The sequence below is a fragment of the Acinetobacter sp. Ac8 genome (assembly GCF_055392545.1).
The window spans coordinates 2,245,724-2,260,979 of sequence record NZ_AP043689.1 but is presented as its reverse complement, the minus strand read 5'-3'; the positions used below and the strand labels follow the sequence as shown (position 1 = coordinate 2,260,979).

At 36.8% G+C, this 15,256-nt stretch carries 14 protein-coding genes; 6 read left to right on the top strand and 8 right to left on the bottom strand.

Annotation, left to right across the window (positions count from 1 at the left end; genetic code table 11):
* Positions 1-96: 96 nt before the first annotated feature.
* Complete coding sequence (gene cpaB / locus ACZ5QH_RS10575) at positions 97-804, bottom strand: metalloprotease secretion chaperone CpaB (RefSeq protein ID WP_303576137.1); 708 nt, start codon at positions 802-804, stop codon at positions 97-99.
* Positions 804-2,600, bottom strand: a complete 1,797-nt coding sequence (cpaA, locus tag ACZ5QH_RS10570) for a metalloendopeptidase CpaA (RefSeq protein WP_303576138.1) — start codon at positions 2,598-2,600, stop codon at positions 804-806. The genes cpaB and cpaA overlap by 1 nt, the downstream gene beginning before the upstream one ends.
* 567 nt (positions 2,601-3,167) lie before the next feature.
* Between cpaA and ACZ5QH_RS10565 the strand changes: the two genes are divergently transcribed.
* Entirely contained in the window at positions 3,168-4,091 is a 924-nt protein-coding gene (locus tag ACZ5QH_RS10565; RefSeq protein WP_303576139.1) for a metal-dependent hydrolase, read from the top strand.
* Positions 4,092-4,249: 158 nt separating this feature from the next.
* Here the strand turns inward: ACZ5QH_RS10565 and fumC are convergent, their stop codons facing one another.
* Complete coding sequence (gene fumC / locus ACZ5QH_RS10560; RefSeq protein WP_004821410.1) at positions 4,250-5,644, bottom strand: class II fumarate hydratase; 1,395 nt, start codon at positions 5,642-5,644, stop codon at positions 4,250-4,252.
* 156 nt (positions 5,645-5,800) lie between these two features.
* Positions 5,801-6,805, bottom strand: coding sequence for an SDR family NAD(P)-dependent oxidoreductase (locus tag ACZ5QH_RS10555; RefSeq protein WP_303576140.1), 1,005 nt, complete (start codon positions 6,803-6,805; stop codon positions 5,801-5,803).
* A 69-nt stretch (positions 6,806-6,874) separates the two neighbouring features.
* Here ACZ5QH_RS10555 and tusD point away from each other — a divergent pair, with 69 nt between their 5' ends.
* The 4 genes from tusD to ACZ5QH_RS10535 all read left to right on the top strand — a co-directional run bounded on the left by tusD (position 6,875) and on the right by ACZ5QH_RS10535 (position 8,355).
* Positions 6,875-7,243: a sulfurtransferase complex subunit TusD gene (gene tusD / locus ACZ5QH_RS10550; RefSeq protein WP_004720599.1), complete on the top strand. Its 369-nt coding sequence runs from the start codon at positions 6,875-6,877 to the stop codon at positions 7,241-7,243.
* Positions 7,244-7,286: 43 nt separating this feature from the next.
* Positions 7,287-7,637 (top strand): hypothetical protein, encoded by a 351-nt coding sequence (locus tag ACZ5QH_RS10545; RefSeq protein WP_004821406.1) that lies wholly within the window; start codon positions 7,287-7,289, stop codon positions 7,635-7,637.
* 20 nt (positions 7,638-7,657) lie between these two features.
* Positions 7,658-7,942, top strand: a complete 285-nt coding sequence (locus ACZ5QH_RS10540) for a DsrH/TusB family sulfur metabolism protein (RefSeq protein ID WP_303576141.1) — start codon at positions 7,658-7,660, stop codon at positions 7,940-7,942.
* 101 nt (positions 7,943-8,043) lie between these two features.
* Entirely contained in the window at positions 8,044-8,355 is a 312-nt protein-coding gene (locus ACZ5QH_RS10535; protein ID WP_004821403.1) for a TusE/DsrC/DsvC family sulfur relay protein, read from the top strand.
* 88 nt (positions 8,356-8,443) lie between these two features.
* On the opposite strand, the gene ACZ5QH_RS10530 is transcribed toward ACZ5QH_RS10535, so the two are convergent.
* From ACZ5QH_RS10530 to ACZ5QH_RS10520, 3 genes are all read right to left on the bottom strand, one after another.
* Positions 8,444-9,742, bottom strand: coding sequence for a hypothetical protein (locus ACZ5QH_RS10530; RefSeq protein ID WP_303576142.1), 1,299 nt, complete (start codon positions 9,740-9,742; stop codon positions 8,444-8,446).
* Between the two features lie 419 nt (positions 9,743-10,161).
* A complete protein-coding gene (locus ACZ5QH_RS10525; protein ID WP_270382297.1) occupies positions 10,162-10,641 on the bottom strand; it encodes a winged helix-turn-helix transcriptional regulator in 480 nt (159 codons plus the stop codon).
* Between the two features lie 248 nt (positions 10,642-10,889).
* Positions 10,890-12,107, bottom strand: coding sequence for an alkane 1-monooxygenase (locus tag ACZ5QH_RS10520; protein ID WP_096734064.1), 1,218 nt, complete (start codon positions 12,105-12,107; stop codon positions 10,890-10,892).
* Positions 12,108-12,298: 191 nt separating this feature from the next.
* On the opposite strand from ACZ5QH_RS10520, the gene ACZ5QH_RS10515 reads away from it, so the two are divergent.
* The gene (locus tag ACZ5QH_RS10515; protein ID WP_004720615.1) at positions 12,299-13,219 is read left to right on the top strand and encodes an AraC family transcriptional regulator; all 921 of its coding nucleotides are present in this window, start codon (positions 12,299-12,301) and stop codon (positions 13,217-13,219) included.
* 116 nt (positions 13,220-13,335) lie between these two features.
* Here the strand turns inward: ACZ5QH_RS10515 and ACZ5QH_RS10510 are convergent, their stop codons facing one another.
* Positions 13,336-15,210 carry a SurA N-terminal domain-containing protein gene (locus tag ACZ5QH_RS10510; RefSeq protein WP_303576143.1) on the bottom strand — a complete coding sequence of 625 codons (1,875 nt, stop codon included), beginning with the start codon at positions 15,208-15,210 and terminating at the stop codon, positions 13,336-13,338.
* Positions 15,211-15,256: the final 46 nt, after the last annotated feature.

The following is a 15,256-nucleotide window of genomic DNA, read 5'->3' as shown; positions in this document are numbered from 1 at the left end:
GAGGTGTCTAAATCTTTGTTATGACGCAGTAATTACTACACTCATTTTGTTGCTACTTCAAGTTTAGAGAATAAATCATGTCTTTAGATTAAAAAATTAATGTACATGGTCCGACTCCTTTTCCGCTGCCTCAAGTGCGGCAGATTCATTGGCAACGTCATTGATCCATCCATAGCCATTTTTCATCAAAATGGCATAGGTTTTACCATCTGCTGTAATCGTACCCATGGTAAAATTGTCTTTAATGGTTTGAGTAATATGAAACTTCTCTTTATTTTGATCTCCTCCTTCTAGAGAGCCTGACCAACTGACAATATCTTCATCTGGATCTACCTCTATACGTTCTATAACGGCCTGTCTGTTTAAACCATAGCCTGGCACATTAAATACAATTTGATCGCCGATATTCTTCGCCTCTAAGGTATATAGATCATTCCTCAGAAATATTCGCCCATCTTTTTTTTGTGCATCTGTCAAAGGAACAGGATTATGCATAGACACGGTATCAACAGTACTCAAATTGAACATCTGTTGATTGAAAATTCCTGCACGTAATTTGTCTTCATCCAGCGTTACAAGTTTACGGCGAGCATGGCTGTCTTTTATACGTTGCAATACTTGTGTTTCGGTTAGATTTGTATTTAGCTTCGGTGAATTCACTTGATCGATTTGTTCATTTTGTTTAGACGCAATCGCTTTAGCTGTATCAGCTGTCTCCTGTTGACCTGAGATGAACCAAGCCAACAAAGAAACCACCAAAACAGTTAAAACAACGGAAATAATGAGATATATCCGTTTATTCATTATGGATTAACCGCCACTAAAAATTTTGAAATGGCTTCAACATTCTCATTAATTTTTCTTAAGCCATCAAATTTGTCAGTTTCACCTAAACGCACACCATATTCAGGGCTATAGATATCTGGGCTTGAATATAAGCCAATTTGATTTCCCCCCATAATGGTACTGCCTAAAGGATGACCAAATCCCCAGTTATAACCTGTGGTTCGATCAAAGCTATGTCCGAGTCCCATGTTATGCCCTAACTCATGCCGCATTGCGGTGATACCACAACCATAATTATGTGATCCGATCATGTTGTACTTGCTCGGTGTGCTATTTATATAAGCTAAACCGCAACCCGAATGATCTGTAATGGTATATATCGCATCAGCACCTGTTCTGGTTCTTTCCGCTTGTACGGTGGTATCTGAACGTCCTAAATTAATCGCATCACCGAGTGTCGTTCCAGGGATTCGATAATCCAAGTATCCAACTTCTTTGTAGTAGGCTTTTGCTTGCGAGTTTTCAAGCGCTTCATTGGTTAATCTAAGTGCTTCACGGGCTTGAATTTTTGCAGCAGTTGCACCGAGTTTGTCATTGACTACGGGACTATTCACAAGCAGCAAATCAATCTGATAACTATCGGTATTCCAAACACCATTGTTAAATACCAAACGGATTTTATCGCCTTTTTTTAAGCTTGCACTAATGTTGCTAGCCGAAACTGTAAACGCTGTATCCGCAGAATTAGATAAGATAACCTTGTCACCAGACTGAGCCGTTGGCAAATTTACAACAGGTGCCCATTGCGCATTATCAGCGGTTATTTCAACGACAGGGGTTTTAAATGTGAAACCTTGTGCAGCGGTGTTTGCAGTGAATACGGTTTTAGGAGATGAAGCCAACACCCAATACGATTTATCTGCAATATAAATGAACTCGTAACGATTGCCCTTGTTGAGTTTTAGGGTTGCGGTGGTATTGGTATTTTCATTTTCAATCACTGATTGCCAGCTTGCAGTTGAGCTAACAATGATACGATCTCGGTCGTTTGCTGTTTGCGGTAATTTTAATGAAGACACCCACGCCCCATCAGCAAAACGAATTTCTGTTTTAGGTGCAGTTAAATTTTGCAAAGCCGTATTTAATGCCGCAGTATTACCATTGATCACGTTGATAATACGTGTCGGAACAGACAGTGGAACCCATTTACTCAGTTCTTGATTATATTGAAAGATATATGCATCATTTTTATTGACAACCAATGTACTTGGAAATAAAGCATTTTGTGAATTAATTTTGGAGGATTTAAGCGCATTAGACTTAACCACAAGGATCTGGCCATTCTGACCTGTTTGCGGTAAATGAATTGTCTCAGTCCAAGCAGCATCACTTACAACATATTGGGCCTGTGATTGTTGAAATACGGGAATGGTATTGCCATTTTTTTCAGGCGTAAAATTGGCAGTTTCAGGCGCATAAAACTCCCATTTTCCATTACTAAATTTAAAACGATAACTGTTTCCAGACTTTAGTGTGAGAACGCCTTTTTTTTCAATATTTACATTACTTAAATCAATATCACTGTCATAACCCGCAGTTGATTGAATTGTAATTAAGGCACCTTCTTTTGCTACATTCGGTAAGGAAATATTCTTTACCCAATTGCCATTGGATACACTAAATATCAGATCATCATAGCCTGTTGGGATGATTCCACTCTGGTTATTCTGGTTTGGTGATAGTGTGGTTGCGGCTATGGCAAAAGTGACCATACCACTTGTAATGAAGACTGTAATAACTTTTCTTTTATTCATGTTATACCTGAGTCAATATTATAAAGTTGAGCTGACACTATAAATTAATTTTTATTGAAAAATAAAATTAAAAATTGTTAATAAAATCGATAAAACCAACAGCAACCCTAGGTTTCATTAAATTACAAATATCTGATATATAAATAAAAGTAAATATTACAACCCAAAAACAATGTAGAGCTTATAAAATAAAACTTAGTAAAATCATCAATCTAAACCAATCAATAATTCGTGAATTATCCTTCTTTTTTTTGTTGAAAAATCGCTGAGTTTAAATTTCAGTATTTCAATATAGAAATTTGATATTTCTATAGCTGATTCAACCCATTAAAATTATTTTTATATCATCTTATCCACATTGATTTTCACATCTTTATTTTCTGGATTTTTAAATTAATAAATAATAATATCAATAACTTAAAAAAATAATATTAAATTTCTAAAGCAATATTTTCTACTCAGAAGAGTAAAAATCACAAAAAAAGTGTCCTCAAAGGATATGGTCGCTAATTATTCTAAATGGTAAAAACTTTTAATCGCTTAACAGTTTCATGTTGGATAACCACAATGATCACGGAAAGTCATCAAATTAAAGCAAGAAAAGTATATTTCGATTTTTCTGAGTCTTCTGTATGTTGGATGCCAGATGATCCACTCTGTTCACATATCGCCAATGGTATCAATATGCTTTTGCCTGCGGGCGAGTTTTGGTTTTGTCGAGTATTTAATAAAACCCTTCCACATATTAGCGATGAAAAATTAAAACAAGACGTTATTGGCTTTGTCCGTCAAGAAGCTGCACATGCACGTGCACATGAAAAAGTACAAGACTTTTTAAGAGAAAATGGCTATGACATACAAGAACCATTAAATCGTGCCCATCTTGTTTTCAACATTTTATTGGGTGACAAACCATTAGGAATCCCTTTTTTAAAAGGGAAAAAATTTGACGAATATTGGTTAATCTTTCGTGTAGGTGTTATTGCAGCGATCGAGCACTTTACAGGTACAATTGGGCAATGGACACTTGATAGCAAATCTTGGGATAAAGCAGATCCAGCTATGGCTGATTTATTCCGCTGGCATCTTGCGGAAGAAGTTGAACATCGTTGTGTCGCTTATGATTTGTTTGAGCATTTATTACAACAAAAGCTAGGTTTTTATGTTTCCAGACAAATCATTATGATGGGAATTTTTCCGCTTTTTATTTACTTCCTCGTTGATTTTGCTCGTAGTCTGGGCCAACAAGATACTGAACATCAACAAATCCAAAAATTAATGCGCCGTGGATTCTTTGCTTTTATTCGAGAGTTTGAAAAAACTGCAACAAAAACAGATCACCTACCGACCATTAAATACCTATGGAAAGCCACTCTACGTTGGACCTCTCCAAAGTTTAATCCGCTTCATGAAGGTGATACAGAACAGGCTTTAGCCTATATGTCACGTTCACCTGCTGTTCAGTATTTTGAGAAAACCGCGCTCAATTAGAGGGTCATCACATAATAAAAGTGACCATAAAGCTCGGAAGAAACATGGTTAATGCGAGTCCTATAACTCCTGCAAATTCAAAATAAAAAAGCACCTTAAGGTGCTTTTTTAAACGACTGATGCTTTAAATCATCAAAAGTACAGTCGCTTACAACTCATTATTTCGCATTTGGACGTACCATTTTTTCAGGTTGTACCACTTCATCAAACTGTTCAGCCGTGACAAAACCAAGTTCTATCGCAACTTCTTTTAAAGTCTTATCTTCTTTATAAGCCGTTTTAGCAACTTTAGCAGCATTTTCATAACCAATCACAGGATTCAGTGCTGTTACCAGCATCAATGAATTATGTAAGAAGTAATCAATTTTTTCACGATTTGGTTCAATACCGACAGCACAGTGTTCGTCGAAGCTGTTACATGCATCGCCAAGCAATTGAATTGACTGAACAAGATTATATGCAATCACAGGCATATAAACATTCAGTTCAAAATTCCCCGCTGCACCTGCAAAATTAATCGTGGTGTCATTCCCCATGACTTGCGCAACCACCATGGTCATTGCTTCACATTGGGTTGGGTTGACTTTACCAGGCATGATGCTTGAACCAGGTTCATTCTCAGGAATACGCAACTCGCCCAAACCACAACGTGGTCCACTTGCTAACCAACGTATATCATTGGCAATTTTATTTAAACTCGCAGCTAAGGTTTTCAATGAGCCTGAAGCAAATACAGCAGCATCACGACCAGCAAGTGCTTCAAACTTATTGGGATTACTGATAAATGGTAAACCCGTCAGTTTGGCTAATTCTTCCGCTGCTTTGTCTGCATATTCAGGATGCGCATTTAAACCTGTACCAACAGCGGTTCCACCAAGTGGTAACTCATAGAGCCACACCAAAGCCTGTTGTAAACGTTTTAGTCCATGATCCAGCTGTGAAACATAGCCACTGAATTCCTGTCCTAATGTAAGTGGTGTTGCATCCTGCAAATGAGTACGGCCAATCTTAACAATATCGTCAAACGCTTCAGATTTGCGATGTAAAGTGTCTCGTAAGCGTTTTACTGCTGGAATAAGCAACTCATTGATTTGTACCGCAGCAGCCACATGAATCGCTGTTGGAAATGAATCATTAGTAGATTGCGCACGATTGACATGATCATTCGGATGCACCGGCTTTTGCGAACCTAATGGATTGCCTAATTTTTGATTGGCGATATTGGCAATGACTTCATTACAGTTCATATTACTTTGCGTACCTGAACCTGTTTGCCAAACCACCAAAGGAAATTGTGAATCCCATTTACCTGAAATTACTTCATCGGCAGCATCGACAATGTACTGTGACAGATCATGCGGAATTTGATTTAAGCTGGCATTGGTTATTGCCGCAGCCTTTTTGACCAGCCCCATCGCTCGAATCATCGGGCGCGGCATATGTTCTGTACCAATTTTAAAGTTTTCTACGCTTCGCTGAGTTTGTGCGCCCCACATTGCTTCGCTTGGGACTTCAACATCGCCCATTGTGTCATGTTCAATACGTGTTTGCATTTTCAACCTCTTCTTTATCCATATCTTATTTTCAAGTTAAAGCTTGTTTTGACAACATCTGCGTAAAAACACCAGCTTCAGCGAAGCGATTATGCTAAACAAATCAATCAAACATGTAAATGATAATTATTTACAATAATCATCTATTCTGGATTTTTATCGATTGTTTAAGGTATTTTGATAAAAACGCCATTCATCTTCAATCATTTGTTTAAGCGAGCGCTGTGCTTTCCATTTTAAAACCTCAAATGCTTTTTGACTGATAGATGCAACCTGATCCAGTTCATCTAATTTATACACCGCATCAATTTGATGGATTTGACTCGCCGTAACCTCTTCGATCAAGTTGATCAGGTTTTGTATCGAACTGACAGGACCTGCAATATCAAAACTTTGATAAACATTACCCTGCTCATGTAGCCAAAGAATAGTTGATTTAATTGCTTCACACACGTCAAGAACATGGACAAAGCTACGCTCAGTCGTTTTATCCGCAGTCTCTGAATTACGTTGTACTTCAATTAGATCACGTTGTTGAGCCGCGACTTGTAAAGCCAAAGGGACAACATTTTTAGGTAGTGGTGCAACAAACTCACCCAAGACGCCATGCTCAAATGCACCGACGACATTTGAAACTCTTAAAATGGCAATTTTCCATTCTTCATCAGTTTTAAAGGTGTCTTTAATGATTTCTTCAATCATTTGCTGAGATTTTATATAAGGATTGGGATAACTATAATTAAATGCGGTTTGTTCATTCAGCTCTAAACTTGATTGCGCATAAACCATAAGGCTAGAAAGATGTACCAAATTTCTGACACCGGTACGCTGCATCGCACGTAATAAACTCATAATACAACTGAGATTGTCATTATAATATTCAAGTGGTTTTAGGTTTGACTCTTCAATAGACTTAAAACCCGCACAATGCACAACGGTATCTATTGAATATTGTTCAAATACTTTATTTAAAGCGGGAGTATTACGAATATCAATTTTGACAAAGGGAATATACATTCCTGTAATAAATTCTAAGCGCTCTAAGCATTGCAGATTGGCATTGGCTAGATTATCCACAATGACGACCGCTTGCCCTTGAGCTAGCAAACTTAAAACCACATGCGAGCCTATAAAGCCTAAACCACCAGTCACTAAAATCATTGTATACTACCTATCATTATCAAGTTTGAATGTTGCAAACTGTCCATTCTCCAAGTGAATCGCCATCAAATGAGTACTTTATTACTAATCACCGCAGCACCGACTTCAATCCATGCATGGCATGCATTGGGTTTAGCTCAAGCACTGCAAGCTGAAGATCAAGAATTTCGTGTTTTCTTTTATCAAGATGGTGTACAAGTTGCGAACAACTTGCAATGGGTTCCTGACGATCAACGTAATTTATCTGTAGAATGGCAAAAACTCTCAATTCGACTTCCTGTCTGTGTGAGTGCTGCATTAGCGCGGGGGATAACAGATCAAGAGAATGCCAAACGTCACCAAATTCCAGCCGATAATCTTGCAAAAGGCTTTGAACTTGTGGGTTTAGGCGAACTTGCAGATGCTGTTCAATCTACAGATCGTATCATTCAATTCTAAGTTGATCATCCCATTAGCGTGTTGCATTTAAAAGGTAATTTGTGTGAATACTGTGCTCGTTGTGATAACCCAAGCAAATTTAAATACATTGCAGGTACATGAAAGTTTGTCAGCAACCATGGTGCTTGCAACTTTTGGCTGTAAAGTCAAAGTGTTACTTAAAGACGCTGGATTAAGCCTACTTAAATCAGAAATGGCTTTTAGCCAATTAAATCACGTATTTAAGCTCGCTTCAAATCTGGTCGATAGCTTTGAATTCTATGATTTAACACCAGTTTTAGTAGAAAATATGAATAAATCCTCGACTTTTGTTACTCAATCACAACAAGAGTTGGAATTTGTAGAACTGAATGCTGAATTTATTCAGGCTTTTGATCATGTGTTGTATTGGTAAGCTGTGGATGGAAAGTTTAAATGTCAGATAAAACGCTTTATTTAATTCAATCTTCTTTTATATATACTGACCATATATTGAATCAGTTGGATCAACTGTATGGTTCTCATGATCACGTTGTTTTAATGGGTGATGCGGTACTGTTTGCAACAGATCAGCGCTTAACAAACAAACAGAATCTTTATCTTCTTGAAAATGATGCTGAGATTTTATCTGAATCCATTCCTGAAAATTTTAAATCAATTTCTTACCCACAATTTGCTCAGTTGGTTTTAGACTTTAACCGCTGTATCAGTTTAAAATAGTGGGCTAGGTTGTCAATTATCTTCGATTTTTTAAAAATCAATCTTTGATGTTTTGTTGATCAAAAGTTACATTGTTTCTGTTGTTTTGTTTAGGCGGTTTTATGAGCTTTGAGTTAGACCAAGATGGTCATTTAGTAGATTACACCATTTGGAATGAACAGGTTGCCCAAGAGTTGGCACAAAGTTTAGATCTACAACTGACCCCGTGGCATTTTGAAGTGTTGCATGCAGTACGTCAATTTTATACCCAGTTTGGCCACTCTCCTGCAACTCGTCCACTGATTAAATTTTTAATGAAAACGATCAACCCAGCAATTGATAATGCTGTCCTACAAGACAAGTTTAATACAGGACTGGTTGCCCGCCATTTAAGCCGTTTGGCGGGTATCCCTAAACCTGCAAATTGTTTGTGATCACTCCATAAAAATTGATTCGTTTAATTCAATATGAGATCAAACCCATCAATATAGCGAGTAAATATCTAAATTGGCGATAGCATAATTATTTCACTTTCTTCCTGAGAAAATCCCATTGGTATTTGAAAAAATATTTTAGTGTTTGATTTGGATTGACTGCAGTTTTATTTTTTAAATTTACGCCATTCGAATGATCATAATCTAAAAAATTAGCTGTAGTACCCTGTATAAATTGAAAGCTCGATCCTTTGGCTGTAATTTTCTGTGATTCAAACAAATGATCTAATCCAAAACGATGCCCTAATTCATGTACCACGACTTGATTAAATATATTTTGAGGACAGTTAAATAAGGTAACGCTGTCACCACCAGCACCAACTGCATTCTTTATTTCTACAGTTGTTACGAAAACATAATTTTTAGTCGCTAAGTTTTTATCTTGATATTTTTTATAAAACTTAGTTAAGTCACTTAAAAAATAACCCGTGTCATTTATATTTAATTTATTCAAAGATATATTAACATCATCGTCTTTGCTACGATATTTGTTTAAATCAAATATTGGGGCATTTTTTATTTCTACATTAATTAAAGCTTGGTTAAATGAGTTATGCTTTAAAAAATTTTCATAATCATGTGAACGGCTTGGTTTTTTTCCATCAGTTATAACGTCTACAAAAATAACCGATATAGTAGGAATCACAGCATTATGATAAAGCATTAGCTTCCCAACTTTCTCTTGGGTCTCTCCTTTTATTGCTGTTGCAATGATTTCTTCATGTTTTTGCAAAGCACCTGTGCACTTAATATTCACTATTTCTGAAGCTAAATAATAAATCTCTTCTTCTCTTTTAGTATCTTCGCCTAAATCTCGGGTCATTTTTTTGGCGTAAATAAAATCTTCGACACTGAACTCTGCTGGTTCAATAATAATATTCGGATTTGAAACTTCAAACTTAATCTTTGTTCCATCATTTTTTAATGAAAAATTATTTTCTGAATCTAATAGTCTCAACTCTAAATTAAGCCTAACCCCTTGATTGACAGGATTAGAACTATTGCTATCCTCCTGTGAGCTTGGGTAAATTGCTAACCATGCAGGGATATATTCTGTACCAAATGGGCTAATTTTGGTAATTTGGTCTTGGGTATATGTCGCTTTTAATGATTGTATCGAACCACTGACTAAAGCAACTTTGTTTCCAAATTTTGTTGCTGCATTCGGTCTATAGTTGGTTAATTTTTTAAAGTATTCAGGTCTGTACCAATCAAAACCATAATTTCCATCATATATGTTATCTTCACATCTTCGAAAATGAATCGTAAACTTCTGTAGGCACGTATCACAAGTACTTCCGACTGTTGGGCTTGAACCAATTCCCATTCGATTACTCCATATTGAATATTTTATAAATTATTAAAATTTTGCATCAGTTAAATAAGTATATAAAAGTGAATGACTTGATCAAAATTATCTGTTTAAAAAATCGCTCTATTCTTTATCAAGCAATAAACCTTATTTTCTAAACTAGGATTACAGTTACTGTTTTTCATACTTTTACTTATTAATTTAAATTATATATTTTTTAAATTGAACAATCACATATTTTATATCTTGTTAACAAAAATCAAAAACAATATCAGTAATTAAAAGTTCAAATTACTTGCAACGCTTCATCTAAACATTTTCACCAACACTAAAGATCATGAGTGCACATATCTTTATATTTTTATGATATTTACCAACAACTTAATCTAAAATTAATTCATGATAAATATTGAAAATCATCTAGGGAATAGCAATCAAGCTAATTTTTTCTGCGCTATGTATTGAAAAAACGCTGAGGTAACGATTGGCTTCACCTGTCTTGCATTCACCGCCTGCTGACATTCTGAGCATACCAATATCGGAGTAAACTCATGACCACAAACGGTATGTTGATACACCATAGGTGCACCCAGCCCCTCATCCATCCATTTATCCGCCCATGCCACCATGGTTAATAAAATAGGATATAGATCTAAGCCCTTTTCAGTTAAGCGATATTCATAACGCTCTTGTCGATCGACATAAGCCACTTTAACCAGTATTTCATGCTCAACCAAACGTTTTAGCCGTTCAGACAATACATGTCTTGTCACACCTAAATTTTCTTGAAAATCATCAAAACGACGTAAACCCATAAAAGCATTACGTAAAATAAGCATGGTCCATCGATCACCCAATACAGATAATGTACGCGCAATTGAACACGGTTGATTGCCTATTTCTTCCCATTTCATACGAAGTTCCAAATTACATTTGTAAATTTAAAATACCATTAGTGAATACTATGAAATAAACAGAAAAAGAAAGATAGTATTTCAGGGATTTTTTTTACATTCATTAAAATTGAGCGACAAGTGCTTATGCTTTAACAAGGATGACTCACAACTAAAAGTAGTGTTAGTCAACATTAAAAAACTAGAATATTTTTAATGCTCAAAAACAATAAAAGCCCAATTCTGGGCTTTTATTTTAAAATTAAATTTTACTTATTCAATAACTTGTCCACGACACCAAATTTTTTGAAAATGCTTGCTCGGCGTTTTGGATAAATACTGGCCTTATTTAAATCACCCTTGTAATGATCAAATACCCGCTTATCCATAATTTTAAACCACCATGACGGGATCATCGCTGGCAACAGCATACTTGCATAACCGCTTGGTAATTCAGGTGCTTCATCAAAGTGACGTAACGCTTGGAATGGGCGTGTCGGAAAGGCATGATGATCTGAATGACGTTGTAACTGATATAAGAATAAATTCGTTACGATGTTGTTATTGTTCCAACTATGCTCAGGCATTGTGCGTTCATATTTGCCATTTTCATCTTTCTGGCGCAACAAACCATAATGCTCAATATAATTGATGATCTCAAACAACGTAATACTATAAGCTGACTGAGTTGCTAAATAAGGCAAAATACCTTTACCAAATAACCCGACCATAGATGAATGGAATGCTGCGGTCATTGTCCAGCCTTGCAATAACTCATTATCTTTAGACCAAAATCCAAGGCCCTTCCGTTTAAGACGGTTGGTTTCAATTTCAATCGCTGATTTAAATGAACCAATGACGGTACGTGGTAAAAACTCATAGAGCGTTTCACCCATTTGCGATGAAGCTGGATCTTCAGGCGTCGCAGCGCGTTTATGGTGTCCATAAGGATGTTCGATACGGAAATGGTTATAGCCTGATGGAACCAATGCCAAATGCGATAAAATATGGTCCATACGGTCATGCTTATGGCTTAACTCATGTGCTGTGTTAATGGCAATACCATTAATTGCACCCATTGAGACACCAAGCAAAATCTTATCTAAAAGAGATGTTTGTTTACGTCCCACTAAATAACAAGCATATACATTGGCAACATATTGAATCGGAATAAAGGATTTGACCAAACGTGAATAATACGGATCTTGCTCAAGTAATTTTACATCTTCACTGGTCGGATTGTTTTTATCCTTACCGATCAATGAATCTATGGCTGGAATAATCACATGCAGTACCAGTGGCCCACCCAATGCAAAAACTTTTTTCAGTGGCTTAGGTGCAACATGATATCCCGCTAAGATTCCTAAGCCAATCACTGGAAGTGATGGGCTAATCATCCAAAGATAACGCTTTTTATCAAGTGCCAAACCTGACTTTGGTTTTAATTGTTGCAATTGCTGCTCTGTCAGTTGAACTGGTGCATTCATGGCTATATCTTCCCTATCTTTCTACTTAGTTATATATTTATGTAAAATTCAACTTAAAGACAGTTGTAAGCGTCCATAAAACCTATGAAAAAGTCTTTGGCATCTTCAACATAGAGTTTGTCCTTTGCGCACATGTTTTAATAGCATGAAACATTTTTATTATTTGAGAACAGGAAATTTGAACTGAATCTATGGATGCTTTAAGTAAAATTTTTGATGATATTCATCTCAACCATTCAGAATATATTTACCTTCAAGCTCAAGGTGATTGGTCATTTCAGAGCCCAAAACAAGATGCCGTGATCGCACATATAGTTCTGTATGGAAATGCTTATTTAGAATTTTCACCCAAAATGACTGTTGCACTACAAACCGGCGATATGTTTTTAATCCCAGCAGGATTAGCACACACGGTAAAAAACCATTTAGACACGCAGTTAGTTGAGAGCCTCAATATAGAATCACTGTTTGATGGATTAAGACAAGACGCAATCGAATTTGGTCAAGGAAGCTCAGAAAAGACCCTCATCCTTTCTGTACGATGCCATATGAATGCAATCATGGCTCGTCCATTGATCAATGCACTCCCACCTTATTTGCATATACAAAATGCCTTAAGTGATGAGGCACCTGAATGGCTTAAAATTGGATTATATTTTGTTTCTGCTGAAACCCGTAGAACCATGGCGGGTAAAAATAAAATTATGGACCACGTTGTCAGTATTTTGATGATTGAGTGCGTGCGTGACTATATTGAGCAAATGCAAGATCACAATAATTGGTTAAATGCCCTCGTGCACCCTGAACTTTCAAATGCCCTTGCTGCTATCCACAGCCGTCCAGAACAGAGCTGGACCGTAGAAAGCTTAGCTGAAACCTGTTGTATGTCGCGTTCTAAATTTGCCAGTTTATTTAATCAAATTATTGGGGAAACACCTTTAGCCTACTTGCAACAACATCGCTTACGTCTTGCCAGCCAGCTAATCAAACAAGGACAACTGCCTATTCAGCAGATTGCACACCAAGTGGGATATTCATCTGAAACCGCATTTAGCCAGGCATTTAAGAAACAATTTGAACTTAGCCCAAGCCAATATCGCAATCAGATCTAAAAAAGATTAGAGATATCCGCTAATCATATCTTAGTGATATAGCTCCTGTACTCACGCTATATTTCATTTCACATAAAAAAAGCGCCGAGGCGCTTTTTTTAATCCGAGAAGATCAATTATTTAATTTTTGCTTGAGCTTTTAAATAACGCGAATAATCATCTAATAATTGTTCACCACGGAACTTCTGATACATTTGCGTAAGTTGCTGAACTTCAGCAGGATCCATCTGAGCAGTATCTACTTTTTTCACATTCGCCACAGCCACAACAACCAACTCATTTGGCAGTTTCGCAGTAGTAACTGACCACATGCCTGCTTTAGGTACTGGCTGGCTAAAGGCAACACGCTCAATCTCACGCTTAAGGCCTTTTGAACGAGTAAATGTTCCCGCATGGACAAAATTAGACTGATATTTTGCAGTAACCTCTTGCGCTGGCAATTTTTTGAAATCCGCAATCATGGCATTTAATTTTGCATGCGCAGCATCAAACGCTTTCTGTTCAATCAATTGTGCTTTTACACGTGCAGTTGCTTGCGCTAAAGGCTGTACACCGGCTGGATGATACTCACGAACTTTAACCCAGACAACATCACCATTGGCAGTTTGGATATTACTTGACGCCGTCGTATTTCCGCTTTTCACATCGTCATTAAACAGTTTAGATTTAACAGCAGGATCAGCAAGAACTGGATTGGTTGTCGTTAAATTCACATTATTTGCAGATTGAACTTGAACGGTCTTCACGGCTTGTGAAACCACATCCAATGCATCACTGTTGACCACTTGCTCATTTAAACTATTTACAGTGTCAGAGAAATAGTTGGCTGATTTATTCTTTAAAACTTCAGCAGTCAATTCAGCTTTTTTCGACTCAAATGATGGTACTGAATCTACTGGTGTATTCACTTCAATCAAATGATAACCGAATTGAGTTTTAACAGGCTTAGACACTTGACCATTGCTTGTTGAGTTGACAGCTTTATCAAAATCATCACCAAAGGCACCTGGCGCATAGGCAGCAAGTGCACCACCTTTCGCTTTAGAATCAGGGTCTTCTGAATATTGCGCAGCAGCTTGAGCAAATGACGTACCTGCCTGAATTTTTGCATATACTTCATTTGCAAGTGTAGCAGCTTGCTCAGGCGTACGAGAATCAGTCGTGATCAAAATATGTTTAACATCACGCTTCAAACTTTGCTTATATTTTTCTACAAACTGAGTATAAGCTTGTTGTAATTCAGCATCAGTCACTGCCGCATTTGGCTGTGTCAATGTCGCTGGGCTGAGCACCACATAGTCCACATCCACTGAAGCAACTTGTTTAAACTTATTTTGATGCTTGTTGTAATAATCCGCAATTTCCTGATTGGTCACTTTAACATTGGCTTTATAATCATCAAGTTTAACGCTTGATAAGAATAATTCACGTTGTTCAGATTGCAAGTTGGCAATTTGCTGGATGTCCAATTTACTGATCAGTGCATTATCCGAAATTGTAGAGCTCAAAATGCTTAAGGCAAAATCTTGGCGAATATTTTGGATAAATGCTTGGCTAGTTAAGCCCTGTGAACGTAAATAGTTTGCATATAGCGTATTTGAAAATTTACCATTTTCCTGAAAAGCAGGAATTTGTGCAATTTTCTGTTCAATTTGAGCATCGCTCAAAGTCACACCTAACTTATCAGCTTGTTGTCTTAAAAGACTTTGGCTAATTAGGTAATCAAGTGCTTTATTTGCAATAAATTCTTTATTCAATAAAGACTCATCCCCATGTATAGCAGGATTTGCCAATAATTGATCTGTATAGCCTTTTGTAACCGTTTCTAACTCTTTTTTAGAAATATCTTGACCATTAACAGTTTTAGCTACGTCTGCTTTTTGCCCACCGCTGAAATAGCCTTCAATACCAACCACAGCAAATGGCGCTAAAAATAACACAAGGAGAACTTTACCAAACCAGCCCCTTATGAGAGTGCGAAACGATTCCATGAGTATTCCAATATTATATTTCGTAAGGATTCTAACTGAAATTGTG